Origin of the sequence: Streptomyces sp. NPDC000348 (genome assembly GCF_042898795.1) — a bacterium.
In the GTDB taxonomy this organism is placed as follows: domain Bacteria; phylum Actinomycetota; class Actinomycetes; order Streptomycetales; family Streptomycetaceae; genus Streptomyces.
In genome coordinates, this window is sequence record NZ_JBIAZD010000024.1 from 1 (window position 1) to 17,308 (window position 17,308).

A 17,308-nucleotide genomic window follows, 5' to 3' on the forward strand; every position below is an offset into this window, starting at 1 on the left:
GTCCACGACCACGGTGACTACGACCTGGAGTGCGACACCAGCGCGGCAAGCCCACGTGAATGTGCACAGCGGATCAAGGGGTTTCTCCCGCACCGCCCCAGCCCCACCGCCTTCACCCGCCTCCGCCGACGCCACCTGACTGACGCCCGGGAACCACTGACGGCGTGAGGCATGCCTACTCGGCCGTTGGTTCGCTCGTGGCCGGCACCTGAGCCCCCGGGGCTGATCCTTACGGGCAAGAACCTGTTCATGAAGATCCACGTCTACGGCTGGAGTACAACAGGGCGTCCCGGGCTCCTGTGGGATCTCCCGCCTCACGAGAGCCCGCCCCGGGGTACGGGCCGGCCAGCACACGAGAGGCCACGGGAGACACTGTCCCGGGCCTCCTGCTGTTTGATCCGCCAACCTCGTTTCATTTCACTAGAGTTGTTGGTAAACCGGGGGCCAGTGCCCCCACCACGTGACTTTTGCGAGCCTGGGCCCGGCGTCCTGGGTGAGCGGTCCGCAGTGCGGTCGCGAATCGCGCTATGCACCAAGCCGAAGAGGGAGGGTGGCCATCGGACGGCCTTGGCCAGGCCAACCCCAATGAGCCCCAGACGTCGGTGGGCCTCAGCTAGACCACACGTGTGTCACGTGGTGGTCGGGCTGAGGTCTGACACCCGGCCCGGCCACCCAACTGGGAAAGGGTTCGGACCGTTGAACCTCACGTTCGGTGTCAAGGTGTTGGTGGTTCTCCTCTGCATCTTGCTGTCCATCATCGTGGCCATGGTGGCTGGCTTCCTCAGCCACTCCCCCGGCTCCCCCGTCGGCCAGGCCATCCTGTACGGCGGTGGCGCGTTCGCAGGTTGCCTCCTGCTGTGCTTGGCGGTGCTTTCGGCCCTGAGCGTTCTCTGACGCATGGAACCCCGGAGGGCTTTCCCTCCGGGGTTCCGGCATACCAGTCCGCAGCGCTCAGCCGGTCGGCTCTCTCGGCTCGATCTCCTTGGGCTGCTGGTCGGGAAGCAGCCGATTGACCATGGTCTTGGGCTGTGCCTCTATGCCCAACGCCTTCATCGCAGCCATTGAGTTGAGACGGTTCCTCTCTTGCGGGTCCTCGACACGATCAATGAAGGTCATCGCTACTTCGAGGTTGTGATCGTTGTCGATCTTTTTCTCGTTGCTCTCAGCCGCCTTGGCCAGGTTCGCCATCGTGCGCTTCGAGTGGAGCGCCAACGCGCCCCCGCCGCCGCTTGTCATCAATCCACCTGCCAAGCTCGTCACGAGCCGTACGTAATCGCGGTCGGACTTTCCGGCATTCACCAGCGCCAGTACACCCCCAGCCAAGACAATCCCCGCGCCGCCCGCCATGAACACCACGCTCAGGCGGAAGGTCCACTGGGACTGCTTCAGCGTGTGGTTCATGAAGTCGACCTGGAAGTCCTGCCGCTTCTCAGCAAGGCCTTTGGACTGTTCGATGAAGACGTTCTGGACCTGAACAACCCGTTCGGCCTTCAGCTCACCCCAGGATCGGCTGACGGTCCGCCACGCGCGCGAGACAAGAGCTGCTCCTGCTTGCCGAGCCAACTCCGCACCGATGATGCCTGCGATTTGGTAAGCGACCCCGCTTGCCTTCCCTGCCATCGAACCCGCCCCGTCCGCCTGAAGTGCCCCTATGTCAACAGGATTCAGGTTAGCGGCAGGGGACGGCAGCCCCGGACAAGCACGGAACCGGGCAGGGACGGCGCATTTACCTACCTGTCGGCGACGAACGCGCCGAGGCCCAGCTCTGTGCGCACCTCGCCGGTCCCCCGCAGGTGCGCGAGAGCCTTCTGGGCGGTGCTGGCCGCGATGCCGAACTCGGCGCTCAGCTCGACGATGCCCGGCACGCGGCTGCCCGGCGGATAGGTCCTGTCGGCGATCCGCTTGCTGATGATCTCGGACACCTGCCACCACACCGGGCGGGAACGATCAAGCTCACTCACATCGCGAACGTATGACTACGCGGTACCCCGCGCTACCGCAGCTTTATGCGATAACGCGAGATCGCGATATCTAGTGGTCACAGCGTTGCGAGGGGCCAGACGGCCGGGTTAAGCGTTCGGGTGTTGAGGTACGACGCCAAGACAGGTGAAACGCGCGAGGTCAGCGCGCGGAAGTAGTCGCCGGGGAGGCTCGGGGAATTTACGGGCGCATGCGGCGGGGCCGCCCGCTTCGCACGGGCGGCCCCGGGTGGCGCGGTGCGCGCGGCTACGACAGCTGGGACTGGACCCGGGCGGAGATCAGCTCCAGGTGGTCGAGGTCGTGCAGGTCGAGGACCTGGAGGTAGATGCGGCCGGCGCCGGTCTCGGCGTAGCGGCCGATCTTGTCGACGACCTCGGCCGGGGAGCCCGCCAGGCCGTTGGCCTTGAGCTCGTCGACCTCGCGGCCGATCGCGGCGGCGCGGCGGGCGACCTCCTGGTCGTCCTTGCCGACGCAGACGACGAGGGCGTTGGAGTAGACGAGGTCGCCGGGGTCGCGGCCGGCCTCCCGGGCGGCGTCGCGGACCCGGCCGAACTGGCGGGCCGTGTCCTCGAGGGAGGCGAAGGGCATGTTGAACTCGTCCGCGTACCGGGCCGCGAGGCGCGGGGTGCGGGTCGCGCCGTGGCCGCCGATGAGCACCGGCACCTTGGACTGGGCCGGCTTGGGGAGCGCGGGGGACCCGGTGAGGTCGTAGTACGTGCCGTGGTAATCGAAGGTCTTACCGGTCTCGGTGGCCCACAGACCGGTGACGATCTCCAGCTGCTCCTCGAGACGGGCGAACTTCTCCTTGGGGAAGGGGATGCCGTACGCCTTGTGCTCCTCCTCGAACCAGCCGGCGCCCAGGCCGAGTTCGACACGGCCGCCGGACATCTGGTCGACCTGGGCGACCTGGATGGCAAGCACGCCGGGGAGGCGGAAGGTGCCGGCGGTCATCAGGGTGCCGAGCCGGATGCGCTTGGTCTCGCGGGCGAGGCCGGCGAGGGTGATCCAGGCGTCGGTGGGGCCGGGCAGGCCGTCGGCGGAGCCCATGCTGAGGTAGTGGTCGGAGCGGAAGAAGGCGTCGAAGCCGAGGTCCTCGGTGGCCTTGGCGACGGTGAGGAGGGTGTCGTAGGTGGCGCCCTGCTGGGGCTCGGTGAAGATACGGAGATCCATGGCTCCATCCTGCACGCTCGCGGGGGTGTCTTTGCAGACCGGCGCCTTGCGGGTGCCCCGCGGTGGTGTGGGCGGGGGGTGGTCGCCCACCGGCCGTGGGCGTGCGGAGGTCAGCCGGCCTCCCGCTCCGACAGGGCCTCGTCGCGGTACGTCAGTTTGCGGAGCATCTCCAGGACCCGGTCGCGGGACTCGTCCGCCGCGTCGATGGCCTCCACGCACTGCCAGTACGTCGCCTCGTCGTCCGCGGAGCAGGCGAGCCCCACCAGGGCGATACCGACCTCGCCGAGCAGACCGCCGAGGTGCATCAGGACCGGGCGGGGCTCGCCCAGCTCGGTGAGCCGGGCCGCGCGCAGTTCGCCCGGGCCGAGCTCCGGCGTGCCCAGCACCCCGCAGCCACGTCCCGCCAGCTCGGTCAGTCCCAGCGCCTCGCCGCGCAGTTCGGGCGGGCCGGCGACGGCGAAGCGGCTCCCGATCGCCTGCGCCAGAGCCTGCGCCTGCCACACCTCGGTCAGCAGCTCCCGTACGCCGCCGCCCGCGGCCAGGGCGCGCCTGCTCGTCACCATGAGCCGCACAGCGTCCATGCGCTGCCCCCGTCTGTCCGACGCGCTGCCCACGCGTCCGCATCCGTTGAACTCCCTTGCTCACTACCCAGAGTGAGGGCACGTGAGACAAAAAGCCAGAGGAAGACCGAAATCTGCGGACAACGATTCGAACAAGGCCCACTTTACCCTCACGTAGAGTGACGAGGCGGCTCTCCCGCCGGAAACCTGTGCTCGTTGCGGTCGATCTTCGCGGCCAGCGCGGCCAGCGGATCGACACCGAGCACCTCGCAGAACTGGAGCAGATACGCGAGGACATCGGCGACCTCATCACGCACACGGTGCGCGGTATCCGGGTCGTCCATGACGCGGGCGGACTCCTCGGGCGTCAACCACTGGAAGATCTCCAGGAGTTCGGAGGCCTCCACGCTGAGTGCGGCGGCGAGGTTCTTGGGGGTGTGGTACGGCTGCCAGTTCCGCGCGGCGGCGAACTCGGCGAGGCGGTGCTGGAGCCCCGCGAGCCCGAGGGACTCACGGGGCGGCTCGGCGTCGTACGGATCAGTCACGGTTCAGGTGTACCACCGTCACCCCGCTCACCCCCGCCGCCCAGGAGGCGTCGCTCGACGCCCCCACCAGCCGGATGTGCCCGCGCTCGCACATCCGCGCCGCGAGGCGCAGCAGCGCGCCCCGCTGCCCCGGATCGAGCGCCCGGTCCAGCCCGTCGGCGAGGACCGTGAGGGTCTGGAGCGCGGCCGGGACCTCGCCGGGCGCGTCGACCTCCAGCACACCGGGCCCGGTGAGCAGCACCAGGGCGAGCGCGGCGTACCGCAGCTCGCCGTCGCCGAGGCGGCCCAGGTCCGTACGGGTGCCGTCGCCCCGGTCGAGGAAGGCGCGGACCAGGCGGCCGGCGTCGTACGGCTCGGCGAGCAGGTCGGTGACCGGCCCGGCGCATCCGGCGCGCACCGCGTCCACGAGGAGGGCGTGCCGGCGTCCGCACTCGGCGCGGGTGCGCCACAGGACGTCGGCGAGGTTGTCGCAGCCGCCGAGCAGCCGTCCGGTGCCGGCCGGGACGGGGGCCCGCATCCGCTCGGGGCGGGGATCGCAGGGGAAGACGGACCGCAGGGCGACCACCATCTGCTCGGCGGCGGCGAGCACCCTGCGCTGCCCGGGGGTCCTGCCCGCGACGCGCAGCGGCAGCAGCGCGGTGCCGAGCCGGTCGTCCGGCAGCGGGGCACGGGTCACCGGGGCCGCCCCGGCCGTGTGCCAGGCGGCCTGTACGGTGCGCCGGCCGGGGTCGCGCAGGGCGGTCTCCAGGAGGACCACCCCGTCCGCCGTCAGCCGCTCCCCCACGATCCGCAGCCCGGGTTCGGCCTGTACGGCGACCTCCAGCCGGACCGGCCCCTCGGGGCCGTCTGCCGTGCAGCCGATGCGGAATCCGCGGCGGCGCTGGGCGTCGGCGCGGGCCCGCTCCGGCACGCAGGCGCCGGGCTCCGGGAACGCCTCGCCCAGCTCGGCTCCGCCGCCGAGCCGGGCGAGCGCCCCGTAGGCCCGCAGCGCGCTGGTCTTGCCGCTCCCGCTGGGCCCGGCGAGCAGGGTGAGCGCCCCGAGCGGGAGCGTCACGCCGCGATGCCCGGCGAAGGCGGACAGCAGCAGCTCGGTGACGCGCGGCCGGTCGGGGTGGCCCACGGTGCCGTCGGCCCGTCCGGCCGTCAGGGGCCGCGGGCGGCCGTCGGCTCCACCGGGCCGCACGTCCGCTCGCGGCCCCTGTACGGCCGGCGGACCCGGTGCGATCTGCACATCCGGCGCGGTCGGCACACCCGACGCGGTCGGCACATCCGGCGCGGCCGACACACCCGATGCGGCCGACACATCCGGCGCGGCCGACACACCCGGCGCGGCCGACACATCCGGCGCGGTCGGCGGACCCGATGCGGCCGACGCATCCGGCACATCCGGCGCGGTCGGCGAATCCGGCGCGGCCGACACACCCGACGCGGCCGACACACCCGACGCGGTCGGCGGACCCGATGCGGCCGACGCATCCGGCACATCCGGCGCGGTCGGCGAATCCGGCGCGGCCGGGCCCGAGGACGCGGGCGACGGGATCGTGCCCGGCAGGCGGGGCGGGGAAGGCGGGGTCATGTGCGGGACGCTAAGGGGTCCGGTACGGGGCGAACCGTTCCGCTCGATCGCCTTCCCACGATCGGGCGACGCGCTCAGACCCCCGGTACCCCCACCCCCTCCATCAGCCCCGTGACCTCCGTGCCGGCCGGGGTCAGCAGGAAGACGTTGCGGTCGACCCGGTGCATGCCGCTGGCCAGGCCGAAGACGACGCCCGTGCTGAAGTCCAGGACCCGTTTGGCGACCTCGGTCTCCGCGCTGGTCAGGTCCAGCAGGACCGGTATCCCGGACATGAGTGTCTCGGCGACGTCGCGGGCGTCCGCGAACACGTTCACGCGCAGGACGACGAAGCGGCGGCGCGCCTCCGTCGCGGCCTCGGGCAGGGCCCGGTGGCCCACCGCGGACGGCCACGCGTCGCGGCCCCGCAGCGGAACGACCTGGGCGAGCCCCTCCCACTGTTCGTCGGTGACGTCGTGGCTGTTCACCGGCATGCTCCGTCCCCTGTCGCACTGGCTGTCTGCATCGGGCAATTCTTACTCATGGTCACCCGTTCGGCCCAATAACGACACGCTCCGCCATCTCAGGACCCGCACAGCGTGACGTTTGCCCCCGGTTTCCGTGGGGTAGCCGGCGCGCCGTCGGCGACTCTCCCCCGCCGGGACCGGGCCGCCCGGCCGCCGTACCGCGCGACCGCGTTGACCCGGGCCGCCCGGGCCGGTTGCATGGGCGCATGGCTGGTGAAGCGGATGGTGCGGTGGGACCCGTCGTCGCCTTCGAGACGCAAGGGGAGTGGGAGGCGTGGCTGGAGGAGCACCAGGGGGACGCCGACGGGGTCTGGCTGAGGATCCCGAAGAAGGGTTCCGGGATCGCCGGGGTCGACTACGCGACCGCGCTGGAGTCGGCGCTGTGCTACGGCTGGATCGACGGGCACAAGAAGAGGCTGGACGACACCCACTGGCTCCAGCGCTTCACTCCGCGCCGGCCGCGCAGCAGATGGTCGGAGATCAACCGGAAGAAGGCCCTCGACCTCATCGGGCAAGGGCGTATGCGGCCGTCCGGGCTGCGCGAGGTGGAGCGGGCGCGGGCGGACGGCCGCTGGGAGGCCGCGTACGCGAGCCAGAGCACGGCGACCGTCCCCGAGGACCTGCGGGCGGCACTGGACGCGGCGCCCGGGGCCGGTGACTTCTTCGGCACCCTCGACAGCCGCAACCGCTACGCGATCCTCCACCGGATCCAGGAGGCCAAGCGGCCGCAGACCCGGGCGGCCCGGATCGAGAAGTTCGTCGCCATGCTCGCCGAGGGGAAGAAGATCCACCCCTGACCGTCTCAGCCCGCGACGACCGCCTCCGCCGCCGCCACACCGCAGACGCGGGCCGCGCCGTACGTGGCGATGTGCGGGGCGCCGCGCGGCGGGGACTGCGGTACGCCCATCTCCACGACCACGGTGGAGGGGTCGGCGGCGAGCAGCGTGTCCAGGGCGGTGCGCATCCACGGGTGCCGGTGCTCGTCGCGGACCACGGCGACGACGCGGCGGCCGGCCGCCGCCGCCAGCGCCCGGTCACCGGCGTCGGGGCCGGTGAAGCCGCCCGTGGCCGTGCCCGGCAGCAGCCGTTCCAGCTCCGCGCCGACGCCCCACGGGGTCTCGTCGCCCACGGCGATGTTCGGGGCCGGGTGGAAGGTGGCCACGTACACCGGCCCGGTCACCGGCGCGGGGGCCGCGGCGCGGGTGACGGTCACCGCGCGGCGGGCCGCCGTGAGGCCGATCTCCGGCTCGGGTGCGACGGCCGCGGCCGGGGACCGGCGTACGGCGGCGGTCCAGTCGGCCAGGGCGCGCACCCGGGCGGCGGCGTCGGCGAGCCGCTCCTCCGGGAGTTCGCCGGAGCGTACGGCGTTCACCAGCGCGTCTTGGAGGCTCTGCACGGTGCCCTCGTCGCACAGCCCGCCGCCCACGCAGATCGCGTCGGCGCCGGCGGCGACGGCGAGGACGACTCCGTGCTCCAGTCCGTAGGTGCCGGAGATGGCGCGCATCTCCATGCCGTCGGTGACGATCAGGCCCTGGTAGCCGAGTTCGCCGCGCAGCAGGTCGGTGAGGATGCGCCGGGAGAGGGTGGCCGGGCGGTCGGGGTCGAGGACCGGCACCCGGATGTGCGCGCTCATGACGGCACGGGTGCCGGCCGCGATCGCCGCCCGGAACGGCTGGAGTTCGCGCTCGTGCAGCGTGGTGGCGTCGAGGTCGATGTGCGGGATCGCGTGGTGGGAGTCGACGCCGGTGTCGCCGTGGCCGGGGAAGTGCTTGGTGCAGGCGGCGACGCCGGTGGACTGCAGGCCCTCGACGTAGGCGGCGGTGTGCCGGGCGACCAGGGCGGTGTCGCCGCCGAAGGAGCGCACGCCGATCACCGGGTTGTCGGGGTTGGCGTTGACGTCGGCGGACGGGGCCCAGTTGAAGTTGACCCCGCACGCGGCGAGCCGGCGGCCCAGTTCGCGGGCGACGCCCCGGGTCAGGTCGGTGTCGTCGACCGCGCCGAGGGCGTGGTTGCCGGGGAAGGAGGAGCCGGTGCGGACCTCCAGGCGGGTGACGTCGCCGCTCTCCTCGTCGATGGCCACCAGCAGGTCGTCCCGCTCGGCCCGCAGCTGTGCGGTGAGGGCGGTGACCTGCTCGGCGGTGGCGACGTTGCGGCCGAAGAGGGCGACGGAGGCGAGGCCCTCGGCCAGCCGCCGGCGCACCCAGTCGGGCGCGGTGGTGCCGGCGAAGCCCGGCTGCAGTACGGCGAGCGCGTCCCGGGTGAGGGTGTCGGTGCCGGTGGTGAATGTCGTCATCGGGTGGCGTTATCCCTTCACGGCGCCCGCGGTGAGACCGCTGACGGCCCTGCGCTGCAGGAAGACGAAGAGGATCAGGATGGGGACGGCGAACAGGGACGAGGCGGCCATGGTCGCGCCCCAGTCGTCGCCGAACTGGGTCTGGAAGCTGGACAGCCACAGCGGCAGGGTCTGCGCCCCGGCGTCCTTGTTGAGCACCAGGACGAGGGGGAACTCGTTCCAGGCGGTGATGAAGCCGAACATGGAGGTGGACATCAGGCCCGGCGCGAGCAGCGGCAGGATGACCCGGCGGAACGCCTGGGCGCGGGTGCAGCCGTCGACCATCGCCGACTCCTCCAGCTCCTTCGGCACGGCGGCGACGAAGCCGCGCAGCGTCAGGACGGTGAAGGGCAGGATCATCATCATGTAGAAGGCCGTGAGCGGCACCAGGCTGTTCAGCATGGAGGCGTCCCGCACGATCATGTAGATCGCGATGACCATGACCTCCCAGGGCGCCATCTGGGCGAGCATGAAGCCGATGACGAAGCCGCGCCGGCCCCTGAACCGCATGCGCGCCAGGGCGAAGGAGCCGGCCAGCGCGATGACCAGGGAGAAGACGACGGCCAGGAGGGTGACGGTCAGCGAGTTGCGGACGTACGTCCAGAAGTGGTCGGCGTCGGTCGCGGTCCGGAAGTGCTCGAACGTGACGTCGGTCGGGAACCAGACGGGGGTCTCCGAGATGATGTCGCCGGTCGGCTTGAACGCCGTGGCGAACATCCAGTACACGGGGAAGACGCAGACGACGAACAGGACGACGGCCGTGACGTTGGGCCACAGGCGGCCGAAGAGCGAGCGCTTCACAGCTCGTCCTCCTCTTGCTTGAGCACGATCCTGAGGTAGTGGGCGGTCAGGCCGAGCATGATCAGGACGGTCAGTACGGCGATCGCCGCGCCCATGCCGTAGTGCTGGTTGCCGACGCCCTCGACGTAGGCGTAGACGGGCAGGATCTCGGTGAGCCGGTCGGGGCCGCCGCCGTTGAAGGTGAAGACCTGGACGAACGCCTTGAAGATCCAGATGACCTCCAGGAACGTCGTGGCGTAGAGGAACGGCCGCAGGAACGGCAGGGTGACCGCGGTGAAGCCGCGCCAGGCGCCGGCGCCGTCCAGGGCGGCGGCCTCGTACAGTTCGCCGGGGATGGTGGTGGTCGCCGCGTAGAGGTTGATCGCGACGAACGGGACGGACATCCAGACGATCAGCAGGGTGACGACGAAGAACGTCGACATCTGGCTGCTGGTCCAGCTGTAGTCGGCCATGGAGTGCCAGCCGAGCTTGTCCAGGACCCAGTTGACGACGCCGAAGCGCTGCGCGAACAGCCACTGGTAGACGGTGGTGGCGGCCACCACGGGCATGGCCCAGGCCAGCACCAGGCCGATCATCAGGGTCAGCCGCATCCGCTTGCCGAGGCGGGCGAGCAGCAGGCCGGTCAGCGCGCCCAGGACCATGGTCAGGATGACGTTGACCGCCGTGAACAGGATGGAGCGGAGGGTGACCCGCCAGAAGTCCTCGCCGGTGAGGACCTCCCGGTAGTTGTCGATGCCGTTCCACTCGGTGACGTGCTGGATCAGCTGCGCCATGTTGAGGTTCTGGAAGGACAGCAGTACGTCCTTCAGCAGCGGCCAGCCGAGCAGCAGCACGGTGGCCGCGCAGGCGGGCAGCAGCAACAGGTACGGGGCCAGCGCGCCGGTGCGCGACGCGGCTCGCGGTGTGGGCCTGCCGGGTCCCCCGTCGTCCGCCTTGCGGACGTCCGCCGGGCCGGAGGGCGGCCGTTCGGTCTGCACGGTCATGCTCGCGATCTCTCTTCTCGGCGTGCTCAACGCGGGGCGGGGGCCGTCACGTCGGTCGGCCCCCGCTCCGGTCGGAGCGCGTGCGCTACTACTGCTGCTGCGCCAGGCGCTTGTTGAACTCGCCCTCGACCTGCTTCGCGGCGTCGGCCGGGGACTTGCCGTTCAGCACGGCGGTCAGGTACGTCTTGATCGGGTTGGGCGCGTTCTCGACCGCGGCCCACTCGGGGATCAGCGGCGTGGTGCCGCCGACGGCGGCGGCCGGCGCGGCGGCCTCGGCGGGGGCGTTGCCCTTGAGGTTGCCCTGCAGCGACTCCTTGTTGGGGATCACGCCGTTGAGCTTGGCCAGCTGGCCCTCGAACCGGTCGGACAGCGCGATCTTCAGGAACTCCTTGGCGAGGTCCTGCTTCTCGCTGCCCGCGGCGACCGCGAGGTTGGAGCCGCCGAGGAAGACGCCCTCGGGCCGGTCGGCGGTCTCACCCGGGATGGTGAAGTAGCCGATCTCCTTCTCGATGTCCGGGTTGGCCTTGATCGCGATGCCGGCTTCCCAGCCCATGCCGATGAACGCGCCGGTCTTGCCCTTGGCGAAGACCTCGCCCTGCTGCGGGGTGGCCTCGTCCTTGTCCTTGGGGGCCTCGGACAGCGCCTGGAACTTCTTGTACGTCTCCGCGGCGGCGGCGACCTTCGGGTCGTCGAGGTTGGAGACGTACGTGTCGCCGTCCTTCTTGACCAGTTCGCCGCCCTCGCCGATCACCAGGCCGACGAAGTGGTACCAGTTCTGGCCGGGCAGGTAGATCGGCTCGGCGTCGGTCTTCGCACCGATCGTCTTGAGGGCGTCGTAGAACTCGTCGCGGGTCCTGGGGGTGTCCTTCAGCCCCGCGTCCGCCCAGACCTTCTTGTTGTAGAGGACGACGCGGTTGGCGAAGTACCAGGGCGCCGCGTACTGCTTGCCCTCGAAGACGGAGGACTCGTTGAGGGACTCGGTCCAGTCGCCGCCGATCTCGGACTTGAGGTCGGCGAGGTCGGCGAGGCCGCCGGTCTTGGCGTAGGCCGGGGTCTGGGTGTTGCCGATCTCGAAGACGTCCGGCGGGTTCTCCTCGGACAGGGCGGTGGTCAGCTTCTGCTGGATGCCGTTCCACTGCTGGACCTCGAACGTGACCTTCGCCTTGGTCTTCTTCTCGAACTCGGCGGCGAGGTCCTTCTGCCACTGGTCCGGCGAGGAGCCGTCCATCACCCACACGGTGAGCGTCTCGCCGGCGTACCCGTCCGCGCCGGCCTTCTTGCCGTCGTCACCGTCGTCGCCGCCGCACGCCGCGACGGAGAACAGCATGCCCGCGACCCCGATCGCGGCTATCAGCTTGCGCTTCACGCGCCACCCCTCCTCAGGAATGCCTTGCACACCCACGCCCTCGGCGGTGACCCTCACAACGGCGCAACAGCTCGGCGGGCTGGGACCCGGCTTCCTCTAAATGGTTTAGACCAGCAAGGGGAGCTTGGCCTAGACCTATGGCCCTGTCAAGGGTCGTGGACCCACTCCCGGACAACGGCTCCGACACCCCTGATGGAGCGCGGAACTCCGGCCAAACGGGGGCGGGTTGGCGTTTGGACTAGACCAAAGTGAGAACGCACCGTTATAACGGGATCGCCGAGCGTGCGGCGCCGAACCCGGCCGTCCGCCGACGTGCACCGCGGCCGGCACCTGCCGTCCGCGCGCCGGACACCGCAGCCGGAAGGCAGGTCATGAGCACGGACGTCAGCAGCGCCCAGGCCGACACGGGGGCGCCGGGCCGTACCGGTCGCGTTCCGAAGTACTACCGCATCAAGCAGCGGTTACTGCAGATGACCGACGAGCGCGCACCGGGCGCCCCGATGCCGGCCGAGCGCCTGCTCGCCGTCGAGTTCCGCACCTCCCGCACCACCGTCCGCAAGGCCCTGCAGGAGCTGGTCGGCGAGGGCCGGCTCGACCGGATCCAGGGCAAGGGCACGTTCGTCGCCCGTCCCAAGGTCTACCGGACGCTCCAGCTGACCTCGTACACCGAGGACATGCGGGCACAGGGACTCAACCCCACCTCGCAGGTGCTCGACATCGGGTACGTCGCCGCCGGCGCGGAGCTGGCGGCCCTGCTGGAGGTGGAGCCGGAGGACAGGGTGCTGCGCATCGAGCGGCTGCGCCTGGCCGGCGGGGAGCCCATGGCGATCGAGGCGACCCATCTGTCCGACCGGCGCTTCCCCCGGCTGCGCCGGAACCTGACCCGTCACACCTCGCTCTACACCACGCTCGCCGAGGTGTACGGCGTGCGGCCGGCGGAGGCCGACGAGACCATCGAGACCTCCCCGGCGACACCGCGGGAGGCGGCCCTGCTCGCCACGGACGTGGGCCTGCCGATGCTGCTGCTGTCGCGCCACTCGCGGGACGAGACGGGAACGCCGGTCGAGTGGGTCCGGTCGGTGTACCGGGGTTCGCGCTACAAGTTCACCGCGACACTGACGCGGCCGGAAGCCTGACCGGGCGATTCGCTCTCAACACCCGCCTTTTTCAAGGGCGTTCGGCGGCCACGCCGAAAGGGCGTTCCTTGACAGGGCTCATTGGTCCAGTCCAATATCCCAGGGGTCTGAACCAGTCGTGGCGCGTTCCTCCCGCAACCGCCGCGTGCACGGTCCCGCACGGAGGCACCGGGCGACATCGATGTCACGCAGCCGTCCCGGGGCGGCGAGGGCGCGGGCCGCACCGGGACGCCGTGGCGACGGCTTCCCGCCGAATCCTCCCCTTCCTCCCCTCCTTCCGCCTGTCCGCATGCCGTGAGTGATCCCGATCTCCGGAGTACCGCATGACGACGCACCACCGCTTCTTGCACCGCGCCGCCTCCGAGCGCCCCTACTTCAGCGCCGACGGTGAGACCTACCTCGCCGGGACGCAGCTGCGGCACCTGGCCAAGGACCTGCCGCTGCGGGTGCTGTCGAAGGAGCAGTTCGCGTCCTGGCAGGACCACGGTTACGTGGTGGTGCCGGAGGCGATCTCCCCCGAGGCGGCCGGGCTGCTGCTGGAGTTCGCCTGGGACTTCCAGGGCCTGGACCCGCGGCGCCCCGAGACCTGGTACGAGGAGCGCGCCTTCCGCTCGGACCTCGACCGGGACCTGTTCGTCTACGGCTTCGTCGAGGCGTACCAGCACCAGCTGATCTGGGACAGCCGGCAGACCCGGCGGGTGTACGACGCCTTCGTGGACGTGTGGGACTGCGAGGAGCTGTGGGTCACCCTGGACCGGCTCAACCTCAATCCGCCCAATGTGCGCAACCGTTCGCGTTCCCTCATCGACCCCACGGACGAGGGGTTCGACATCGAGCTGCACTGGGACGTGGACACCACGGCGAGCGTGCCGCCGCAGCGGGTGCAGGGCATCATCGCGCTCACCGACACCGAGCCGGACCAGGGCGGCTTCCAGTGCTGCCCGGAGCTCTTCCGCCGGTTCGAGGAGTGGAGGACCGGGCAGCCCGCCGACCGGGACCCGATCCGCCCGGGTGCCGACCGCACCGAGTTCCCGGTCGTCCGGCCCCGGTTGAACGCCGGGGACCTGCTGATCTTCAACGGGATGCTGGCGCACGGCGTGGCCCCCAACACCTCGGCCGGCGGGGTGCGCGCGGTGCAGTACCTGTCGATGATGCCCGCCCTCGAGGAGCACGAGGAACTGCGCCGCTCCCGGGTGGAGTCCTGGCGCACGCTCAGCACCCCGGAGTGGAACCCGACCCTGCTCGGCGACGCGCGGCGGCACGAGTCCCTGCGCTACGGATCCGCCGAACTCAACGAACTGGGCCGGAAGTTGCTGAGACTGGACTCCTGGCACGAGCGGACACGATGAGAGAGGGAGCCGACGTGCACCGGATATGCCTGAGCCTCCCCACCGACCGGGAGTGCTCCGCGGCCATCACCGCCATCGGCGGGGAGGCCTCGTACGCCGCCCGGCACTTCGACGTCGAGGTGCACCTGCTGATCCTCGACTCCGCCGACGAACGGACCCGCGAGGCCCATGCCCGGACGGTCGCCGCGCTGCCCGGGGCCGCGGGCGTCGTCGTGCACCACCTCGACGAGTCCGCCCAGCGGGACTTCCTGCGGCGCGCCGTCGGCCGGGCCGCGCTCCCGGAGCCGGAACGGGTCCTCGGCCTCATGCTCCCGGACGCGCTCTCGTACGGCGCCTGCACCAACCGGGCGTTCCTCGTCGCGGCGGCGCTGGGCTGCCGTTCGGTGCACCGGCGCGACTCCGACTGCGGCTACCAGGTCTTCGACGGCGAGCCCGTGTACCCCGTCCACCACGAGCTGGCCTCCCTGGGCAGGCGCGCCGCCGACGCCGCCGACGGGGTGTCGGAGGTGAGGCTCGGCCCCGCGGTCGCCGACCGGCCCGTGTCGATGGTGGGCGCCTCCTTCATCGGGGAACTCTCCGTCGACGTCGGCGGGATCCGGGAGCTCGACAAGGAGGTGTACGACGAGGTGGTCGGCCTGTGGGCGCCCGGCCACTGGTCCGCCGAGCGGAAGCGGGAGCTGGTCGAGGAGTCCTTCAAGGGCGCCGGGACGCTGCCCTTCACGGGCGACCGCTCGACGCTGACGCTGGTCGACCCGATGCGCGTCGACATGTGCAACATCGCCTTCGACCGGGACGTCTACGAGCGGCTGCCGCTGCCGCCCGCCACCGCGACCATCGGCAGCGACTACTTCCTCATCCACGCCGTGCACGACGCCGCGCTGCCCGGTGTCCTGCACAACCGGCACGTCGAGAACCGCTACACCGGGGAGCGCCGCACCCACGCCGGCTTCCTGGCGTACCAGACGCGGTTCGTGAAGTTCCTGCTCTCCATGCTGTACCTCCACTACGTCTACGAGCGGACGGCCGACGCGGGCGCCTCGCTGCTGGACGACGCCGGGCGGCTCGATCCCGCGCCCTTCGCCGCGTTCCTCGCCGAGAGCGTGCGGCTGGACCGCGCGGAGAACGAGCGGCGGCTGGACACGGTCGCGGCGGCGTACGGCCGACTGGGCGGGAGGTACGCCGAGTTCGCGCGCGGCATGACGGCGGACCGGGAGCGGCTGCTGGACGGGGCCGCGCTCGACATCGAGGACTTCGTGCTGCTGATCGGCGCCTGGGAGGCCCTCGTGCACGCGAGCCGGGGCGCTCTCCGGTGAACGCGGCCCTGCGCGCCGCCCTCGCGGCCGCCACCGAGGACGCGCTCGTCTACGACCTGGACGGGATCGCCGCCCGGTACGACGCGCTGACCGCGGAACTGCCGGGCGTGGACGTGCGGTTCGCGATGAAGGCGTGTCCCGTGGAGGAGGTCCTGGCCCGGCTGGCCGGCCGGGGCGCCGGTTTCGACGCGGCGAGTCCCCGGGAGATCGCCCGGGCGCTGGCGACGGGCGTGCCCGCGCACCGGGTCCACTACGGCAACACCGTCAAGTCCGACCGGGACATCGCGCGGGCCCACCGGCTCGGTGTCCGGGACTTCGCCACGGACAGCGTGGAGGACGTGGCGGCGCTGGCCGGACACGCCCCGGGCGCCCGGGTGTTCTGCCGGCTGGCGACCAGCGGCGAGGGTGCGCTGTGGGGGCTGAGCCGGAAGTTCGGGTGCGCGCCGGACGACGCCGTACGGGTGCTGACGGCCGCCCGGGACGCGGGGCTGGTCCCCGCGGGGCTGTCGGTGCACGTCGGATCGCAGCAGATGACCGCCGAGGCGTGGCAGCGGGCCTTCGCCGCCCTCGCCGAGGTGCTCACCGCGCTGCACGGCCGCGGGATCGTGCCGGACCACGTCAACCTCGGCGGCGGTCTGCCGGCGCTCGGCTACGCCGACCGCCGGGGCGAACGGCTCGACCCCCCGCTGGACAAGATCTTCGCCGTGCTGCGCGAGGGCATGGAGCGGCTGACCGGACTGTCGCCCCGGCCGCTGGACTTCCTCGTCGAACCGGGACGCCACCTGGTGGCCGACCACGGCGCGATCCGGGCGCACGTCTCCCGGCTGACCTCCCGCCGCCTGCCGGACGGGGAGCGCGCACACTGGCTGTACCTGAGCTGCGGCAAGTTCAACGGCCTGTACGAGATGGACCAGGTGCGCCACCCGCTGGTCTTCCCGTCCCACCCGGACACGGCCGACGCGGACCTGGTGCCGGTCGTCGTCGCGGGCCCCACCTGCGACAGCGACGACGCCTACGGCCACGAGCACCGCCGGGTGCGGGTGCCGAGGGCGGTCGCGTCGGGTGATCCGGTCTGGGTGCTGTCGGCGGGCGCGTACGCCGCCAGCTACACGACCGAGGGCTTCAACGGCTTCGGCCCGCTCCCCCGCGTCTGCGTGGGCGGGGGCGCCCCGGAGGTCCGCATACGGCGTGTCGCCGAGGACGACTGGCCGCGGATCGCCGCGCTGGAGGCCGAGGTGTACGGGCCGGCCTCGCTGTCCGAGGGCGTCGAGGCGCTCCGCTCCCGGGGCCGGGCCTCCCCGGCGACCTGCTTCGTCCTGGAGACCGGTGACCGTGTCGCCGGCTATGTGCTCGCCCTGCCCTACCCGTGGCTGCGGTACCCGGATCCGACCCGGCCGGAGGAGCGGGCGTACGACTCCCGCAACCTGCACCTGCACGACCTCGTGATCGCGGGCGATCTGCGCGGCAGGGGACTGGGCAGCGGACTGCTGCGGCACCTCACGGCGACCGCGGAGCGGTCGTCGTACGAGCGGATCTCCCTGGTCGCCGTCGGCGGGACGGCGGGCTTCTGGACCGGTCACGGCTACCGGCCCGAGCCGGGGGCAGAGCTCCCCGGGGATTACGGCGACGGTGCCGTCTACATGTCCCGCCCGGTCCGGCACCACCACACCGGCGGCCCGGAAGAGGGGTCCTGA

The 17,308-nt window shown here is 71.6% G+C and carries 17 protein-coding genes and 1 pseudogene; 7 read left to right on the forward strand and 11 right to left on the reverse strand.

Annotated elements, in window-relative coordinates; translation table 11 throughout:
* Both ACFY3N_RS32460 and ACFY3N_RS32465 read left to right on the forward strand, forming a co-directional pair.
* A pseudogene (locus tag ACFY3N_RS32460) lies at positions 1-168 on the forward strand (chloramphenicol phosphotransferase); the annotation flags it as partial.
* 528 nt (positions 169-696) lie between these two features.
* The gene (locus ACFY3N_RS32465; RefSeq protein ID WP_390820384.1) at positions 697-894 is read left to right on the forward strand and encodes a hypothetical protein; all 198 of its coding nucleotides are present in this window, start codon (positions 697-699) and stop codon (positions 892-894) included.
* A 57-nt stretch (positions 895-951) separates the two neighbouring features.
* On the opposite strand, the gene ACFY3N_RS32470 is transcribed toward ACFY3N_RS32465, so the two are convergent.
* The 7 genes from ACFY3N_RS32470 to ACFY3N_RS32500 all read right to left on the reverse strand — a co-directional run bounded on the left by ACFY3N_RS32470 (position 952) and on the right by ACFY3N_RS32500 (position 6,301).
* Positions 952-1,620 (reverse strand): hypothetical protein, encoded by a 669-nt coding sequence (locus ACFY3N_RS32470; protein ID WP_390820385.1) that lies wholly within the window; start codon positions 1,618-1,620, stop codon positions 952-954.
* A gap of 110 nt (positions 1,621-1,730) precedes the next feature.
* The gene (locus ACFY3N_RS32475) at positions 1,731-1,961 is read right to left on the reverse strand and encodes a GntR family transcriptional regulator (protein ID WP_390820386.1); all 231 of its coding nucleotides are present in this window, start codon (positions 1,959-1,961) and stop codon (positions 1,731-1,733) included.
* A 265-nt stretch (positions 1,962-2,226) separates the two neighbouring features.
* Complete coding sequence (locus ACFY3N_RS32480; protein WP_390820387.1) at positions 2,227-3,150, reverse strand: LLM class F420-dependent oxidoreductase; 924 nt, start codon at positions 3,148-3,150, stop codon at positions 2,227-2,229.
* Positions 3,151-3,260: 110 nt separating this feature from the next.
* Positions 3,261-3,731: a DUF6099 family protein gene (locus ACFY3N_RS32485; protein WP_390820388.1), complete on the reverse strand. Its 471-nt coding sequence runs from the start codon at positions 3,729-3,731 to the stop codon at positions 3,261-3,263.
* Between the two features lie 149 nt (positions 3,732-3,880).
* Positions 3,881-4,255, reverse strand: coding sequence for a nucleotide pyrophosphohydrolase (locus ACFY3N_RS32490; protein ID WP_390820389.1), 375 nt, complete (start codon positions 4,253-4,255; stop codon positions 3,881-3,883).
* The gene (locus tag ACFY3N_RS32495; protein ID WP_390820390.1) at positions 4,248-5,438 is read right to left on the reverse strand and encodes an ATP-binding protein; all 1,191 of its coding nucleotides are present in this window, start codon (positions 5,436-5,438) and stop codon (positions 4,248-4,250) included. Before ACFY3N_RS32495 ends, ACFY3N_RS32490 begins: the two co-directional genes overlap by 8 nt.
* A gap of 467 nt (positions 5,439-5,905) precedes the next feature.
* Positions 5,906-6,301, reverse strand: a complete 396-nt coding sequence (locus ACFY3N_RS32500; protein ID WP_390820391.1) for a cell division protein SepF — start codon at positions 6,299-6,301, stop codon at positions 5,906-5,908.
* A 239-nt stretch (positions 6,302-6,540) separates the two neighbouring features.
* Here ACFY3N_RS32500 and ACFY3N_RS32505 point away from each other — a divergent pair, with 239 nt between their 5' ends.
* Positions 6,541-7,131, forward strand: a complete 591-nt coding sequence (locus ACFY3N_RS32505; protein ID WP_390820392.1) for a YdeI family protein — start codon at positions 6,541-6,543, stop codon at positions 7,129-7,131.
* 5 nt (positions 7,132-7,136) lie between these two features.
* Here ACFY3N_RS32505 and ACFY3N_RS32510 read toward each other — a convergent pair whose 3' ends face one another.
* The 4 genes from ACFY3N_RS32510 to ACFY3N_RS32525 form a co-directional block, all read right to left on the reverse strand.
* A complete protein-coding gene (locus ACFY3N_RS32510) occupies positions 7,137-8,627 on the reverse strand; it encodes a glycoside hydrolase family 3 protein (protein ID WP_390820394.1) in 1,491 nt (496 codons plus the stop codon).
* 9 nt (positions 8,628-8,636) lie between these two features.
* Positions 8,637-9,467 carry a carbohydrate ABC transporter permease gene (locus ACFY3N_RS32515; protein ID WP_390820395.1) on the reverse strand — a complete coding sequence of 277 codons (831 nt, stop codon included), beginning with the start codon at positions 9,465-9,467 and terminating at the stop codon, positions 8,637-8,639.
* Positions 9,464-10,450 (reverse strand): carbohydrate ABC transporter permease, encoded by a 987-nt coding sequence (locus ACFY3N_RS32520; RefSeq protein ID WP_390820396.1) that lies wholly within the window; start codon positions 10,448-10,450, stop codon positions 9,464-9,466. The genes ACFY3N_RS32515 and ACFY3N_RS32520 overlap by 4 nt, the downstream gene beginning before the upstream one ends.
* An 88-nt stretch (positions 10,451-10,538) precedes the next feature.
* Positions 10,539-11,816 (reverse strand): extracellular solute-binding protein, encoded by a 1,278-nt coding sequence (locus tag ACFY3N_RS32525; RefSeq protein ID WP_390820397.1) that lies wholly within the window; start codon positions 11,814-11,816, stop codon positions 10,539-10,541.
* 371 nt (positions 11,817-12,187) lie between these two features.
* Between ACFY3N_RS32525 and ACFY3N_RS32530 the strand changes: the two genes are divergently transcribed.
* From ACFY3N_RS32530 to ACFY3N_RS32545, 4 genes are all read left to right on the forward strand, one after another.
* Positions 12,188-12,952: a GntR family transcriptional regulator gene (locus tag ACFY3N_RS32530; protein WP_390820398.1), complete on the forward strand. Its 765-nt coding sequence runs from the start codon at positions 12,188-12,190 to the stop codon at positions 12,950-12,952.
* A gap of 323 nt (positions 12,953-13,275) precedes the next feature.
* Positions 13,276-14,301, forward strand: a complete 1,026-nt coding sequence (locus tag ACFY3N_RS32535; RefSeq protein WP_390820399.1) for a phytanoyl-CoA dioxygenase family protein — start codon at positions 13,276-13,278, stop codon at positions 14,299-14,301.
* Complete coding sequence (locus tag ACFY3N_RS32540; protein WP_390820401.1) at positions 14,298-15,614, forward strand: DUF6271 family protein; 1,317 nt, start codon at positions 14,298-14,300, stop codon at positions 15,612-15,614. Before ACFY3N_RS32535 ends, ACFY3N_RS32540 begins: the two co-directional genes overlap by 4 nt.
* Positions 15,572-17,308, forward strand: a complete 1,737-nt coding sequence (locus ACFY3N_RS32545) for a GNAT family N-acetyltransferase (RefSeq protein ID WP_390820458.1) — start codon at positions 15,572-15,574, stop codon at positions 17,306-17,308. The genes ACFY3N_RS32540 and ACFY3N_RS32545 overlap by 43 nt, the downstream gene beginning before the upstream one ends.

Coding starts and splice junctions, on each gene's coding strand:
- ACFY3N_RS32470 (WP_390820385.1), bottom strand. CDS start 1,620: ATGGCAGGGAAGGCAAGCGGGGTCGCTTACCAAATCGCAGGCATCATC.
- ACFY3N_RS32480 (WP_390820387.1), bottom strand. CDS start 3,150: ATGGATCTCCGTATCTTCACCGAGCCCCAGCAGGGCGCCACCTACGAC.
- ACFY3N_RS32485 (WP_390820388.1), bottom strand. CDS start 3,731: ATGGACGCTGTGCGGCTCATGGTGACGAGCAGGCGCGCCCTGGCCGCG.
- ACFY3N_RS32500 (WP_390820391.1), bottom strand. CDS start 6,301: ATGCCGGTGAACAGCCACGACGTCACCGACGAACAGTGGGAGGGGCTC.
- ACFY3N_RS32505 (WP_390820392.1), top strand. CDS start 6,541: ATGGCTGGTGAAGCGGATGGTGCGGTGGGACCCGTCGTCGCCTTCGAG.
- ACFY3N_RS32510 (WP_390820394.1), bottom strand. CDS start 8,627: ATGACGACATTCACCACCGGCACCGACACCCTCACCCGGGACGCGCTC.
- ACFY3N_RS32520 (WP_390820396.1), bottom strand. CDS start 10,450: ATGACCGTGCAGACCGAACGGCCGCCCTCCGGCCCGGCGGACGTCCGC.
- ACFY3N_RS32530 (WP_390820398.1), top strand. CDS start 12,188: ATGAGCACGGACGTCAGCAGCGCCCAGGCCGACACGGGGGCGCCGGGC.
- ACFY3N_RS32535 (WP_390820399.1), top strand. CDS start 13,276: ATGACGACGCACCACCGCTTCTTGCACCGCGCCGCCTCCGAGCGCCCC.
- ACFY3N_RS32540 (WP_390820401.1), top strand. CDS start 14,298: ATGAGAGAGGGAGCCGACGTGCACCGGATATGCCTGAGCCTCCCCACC.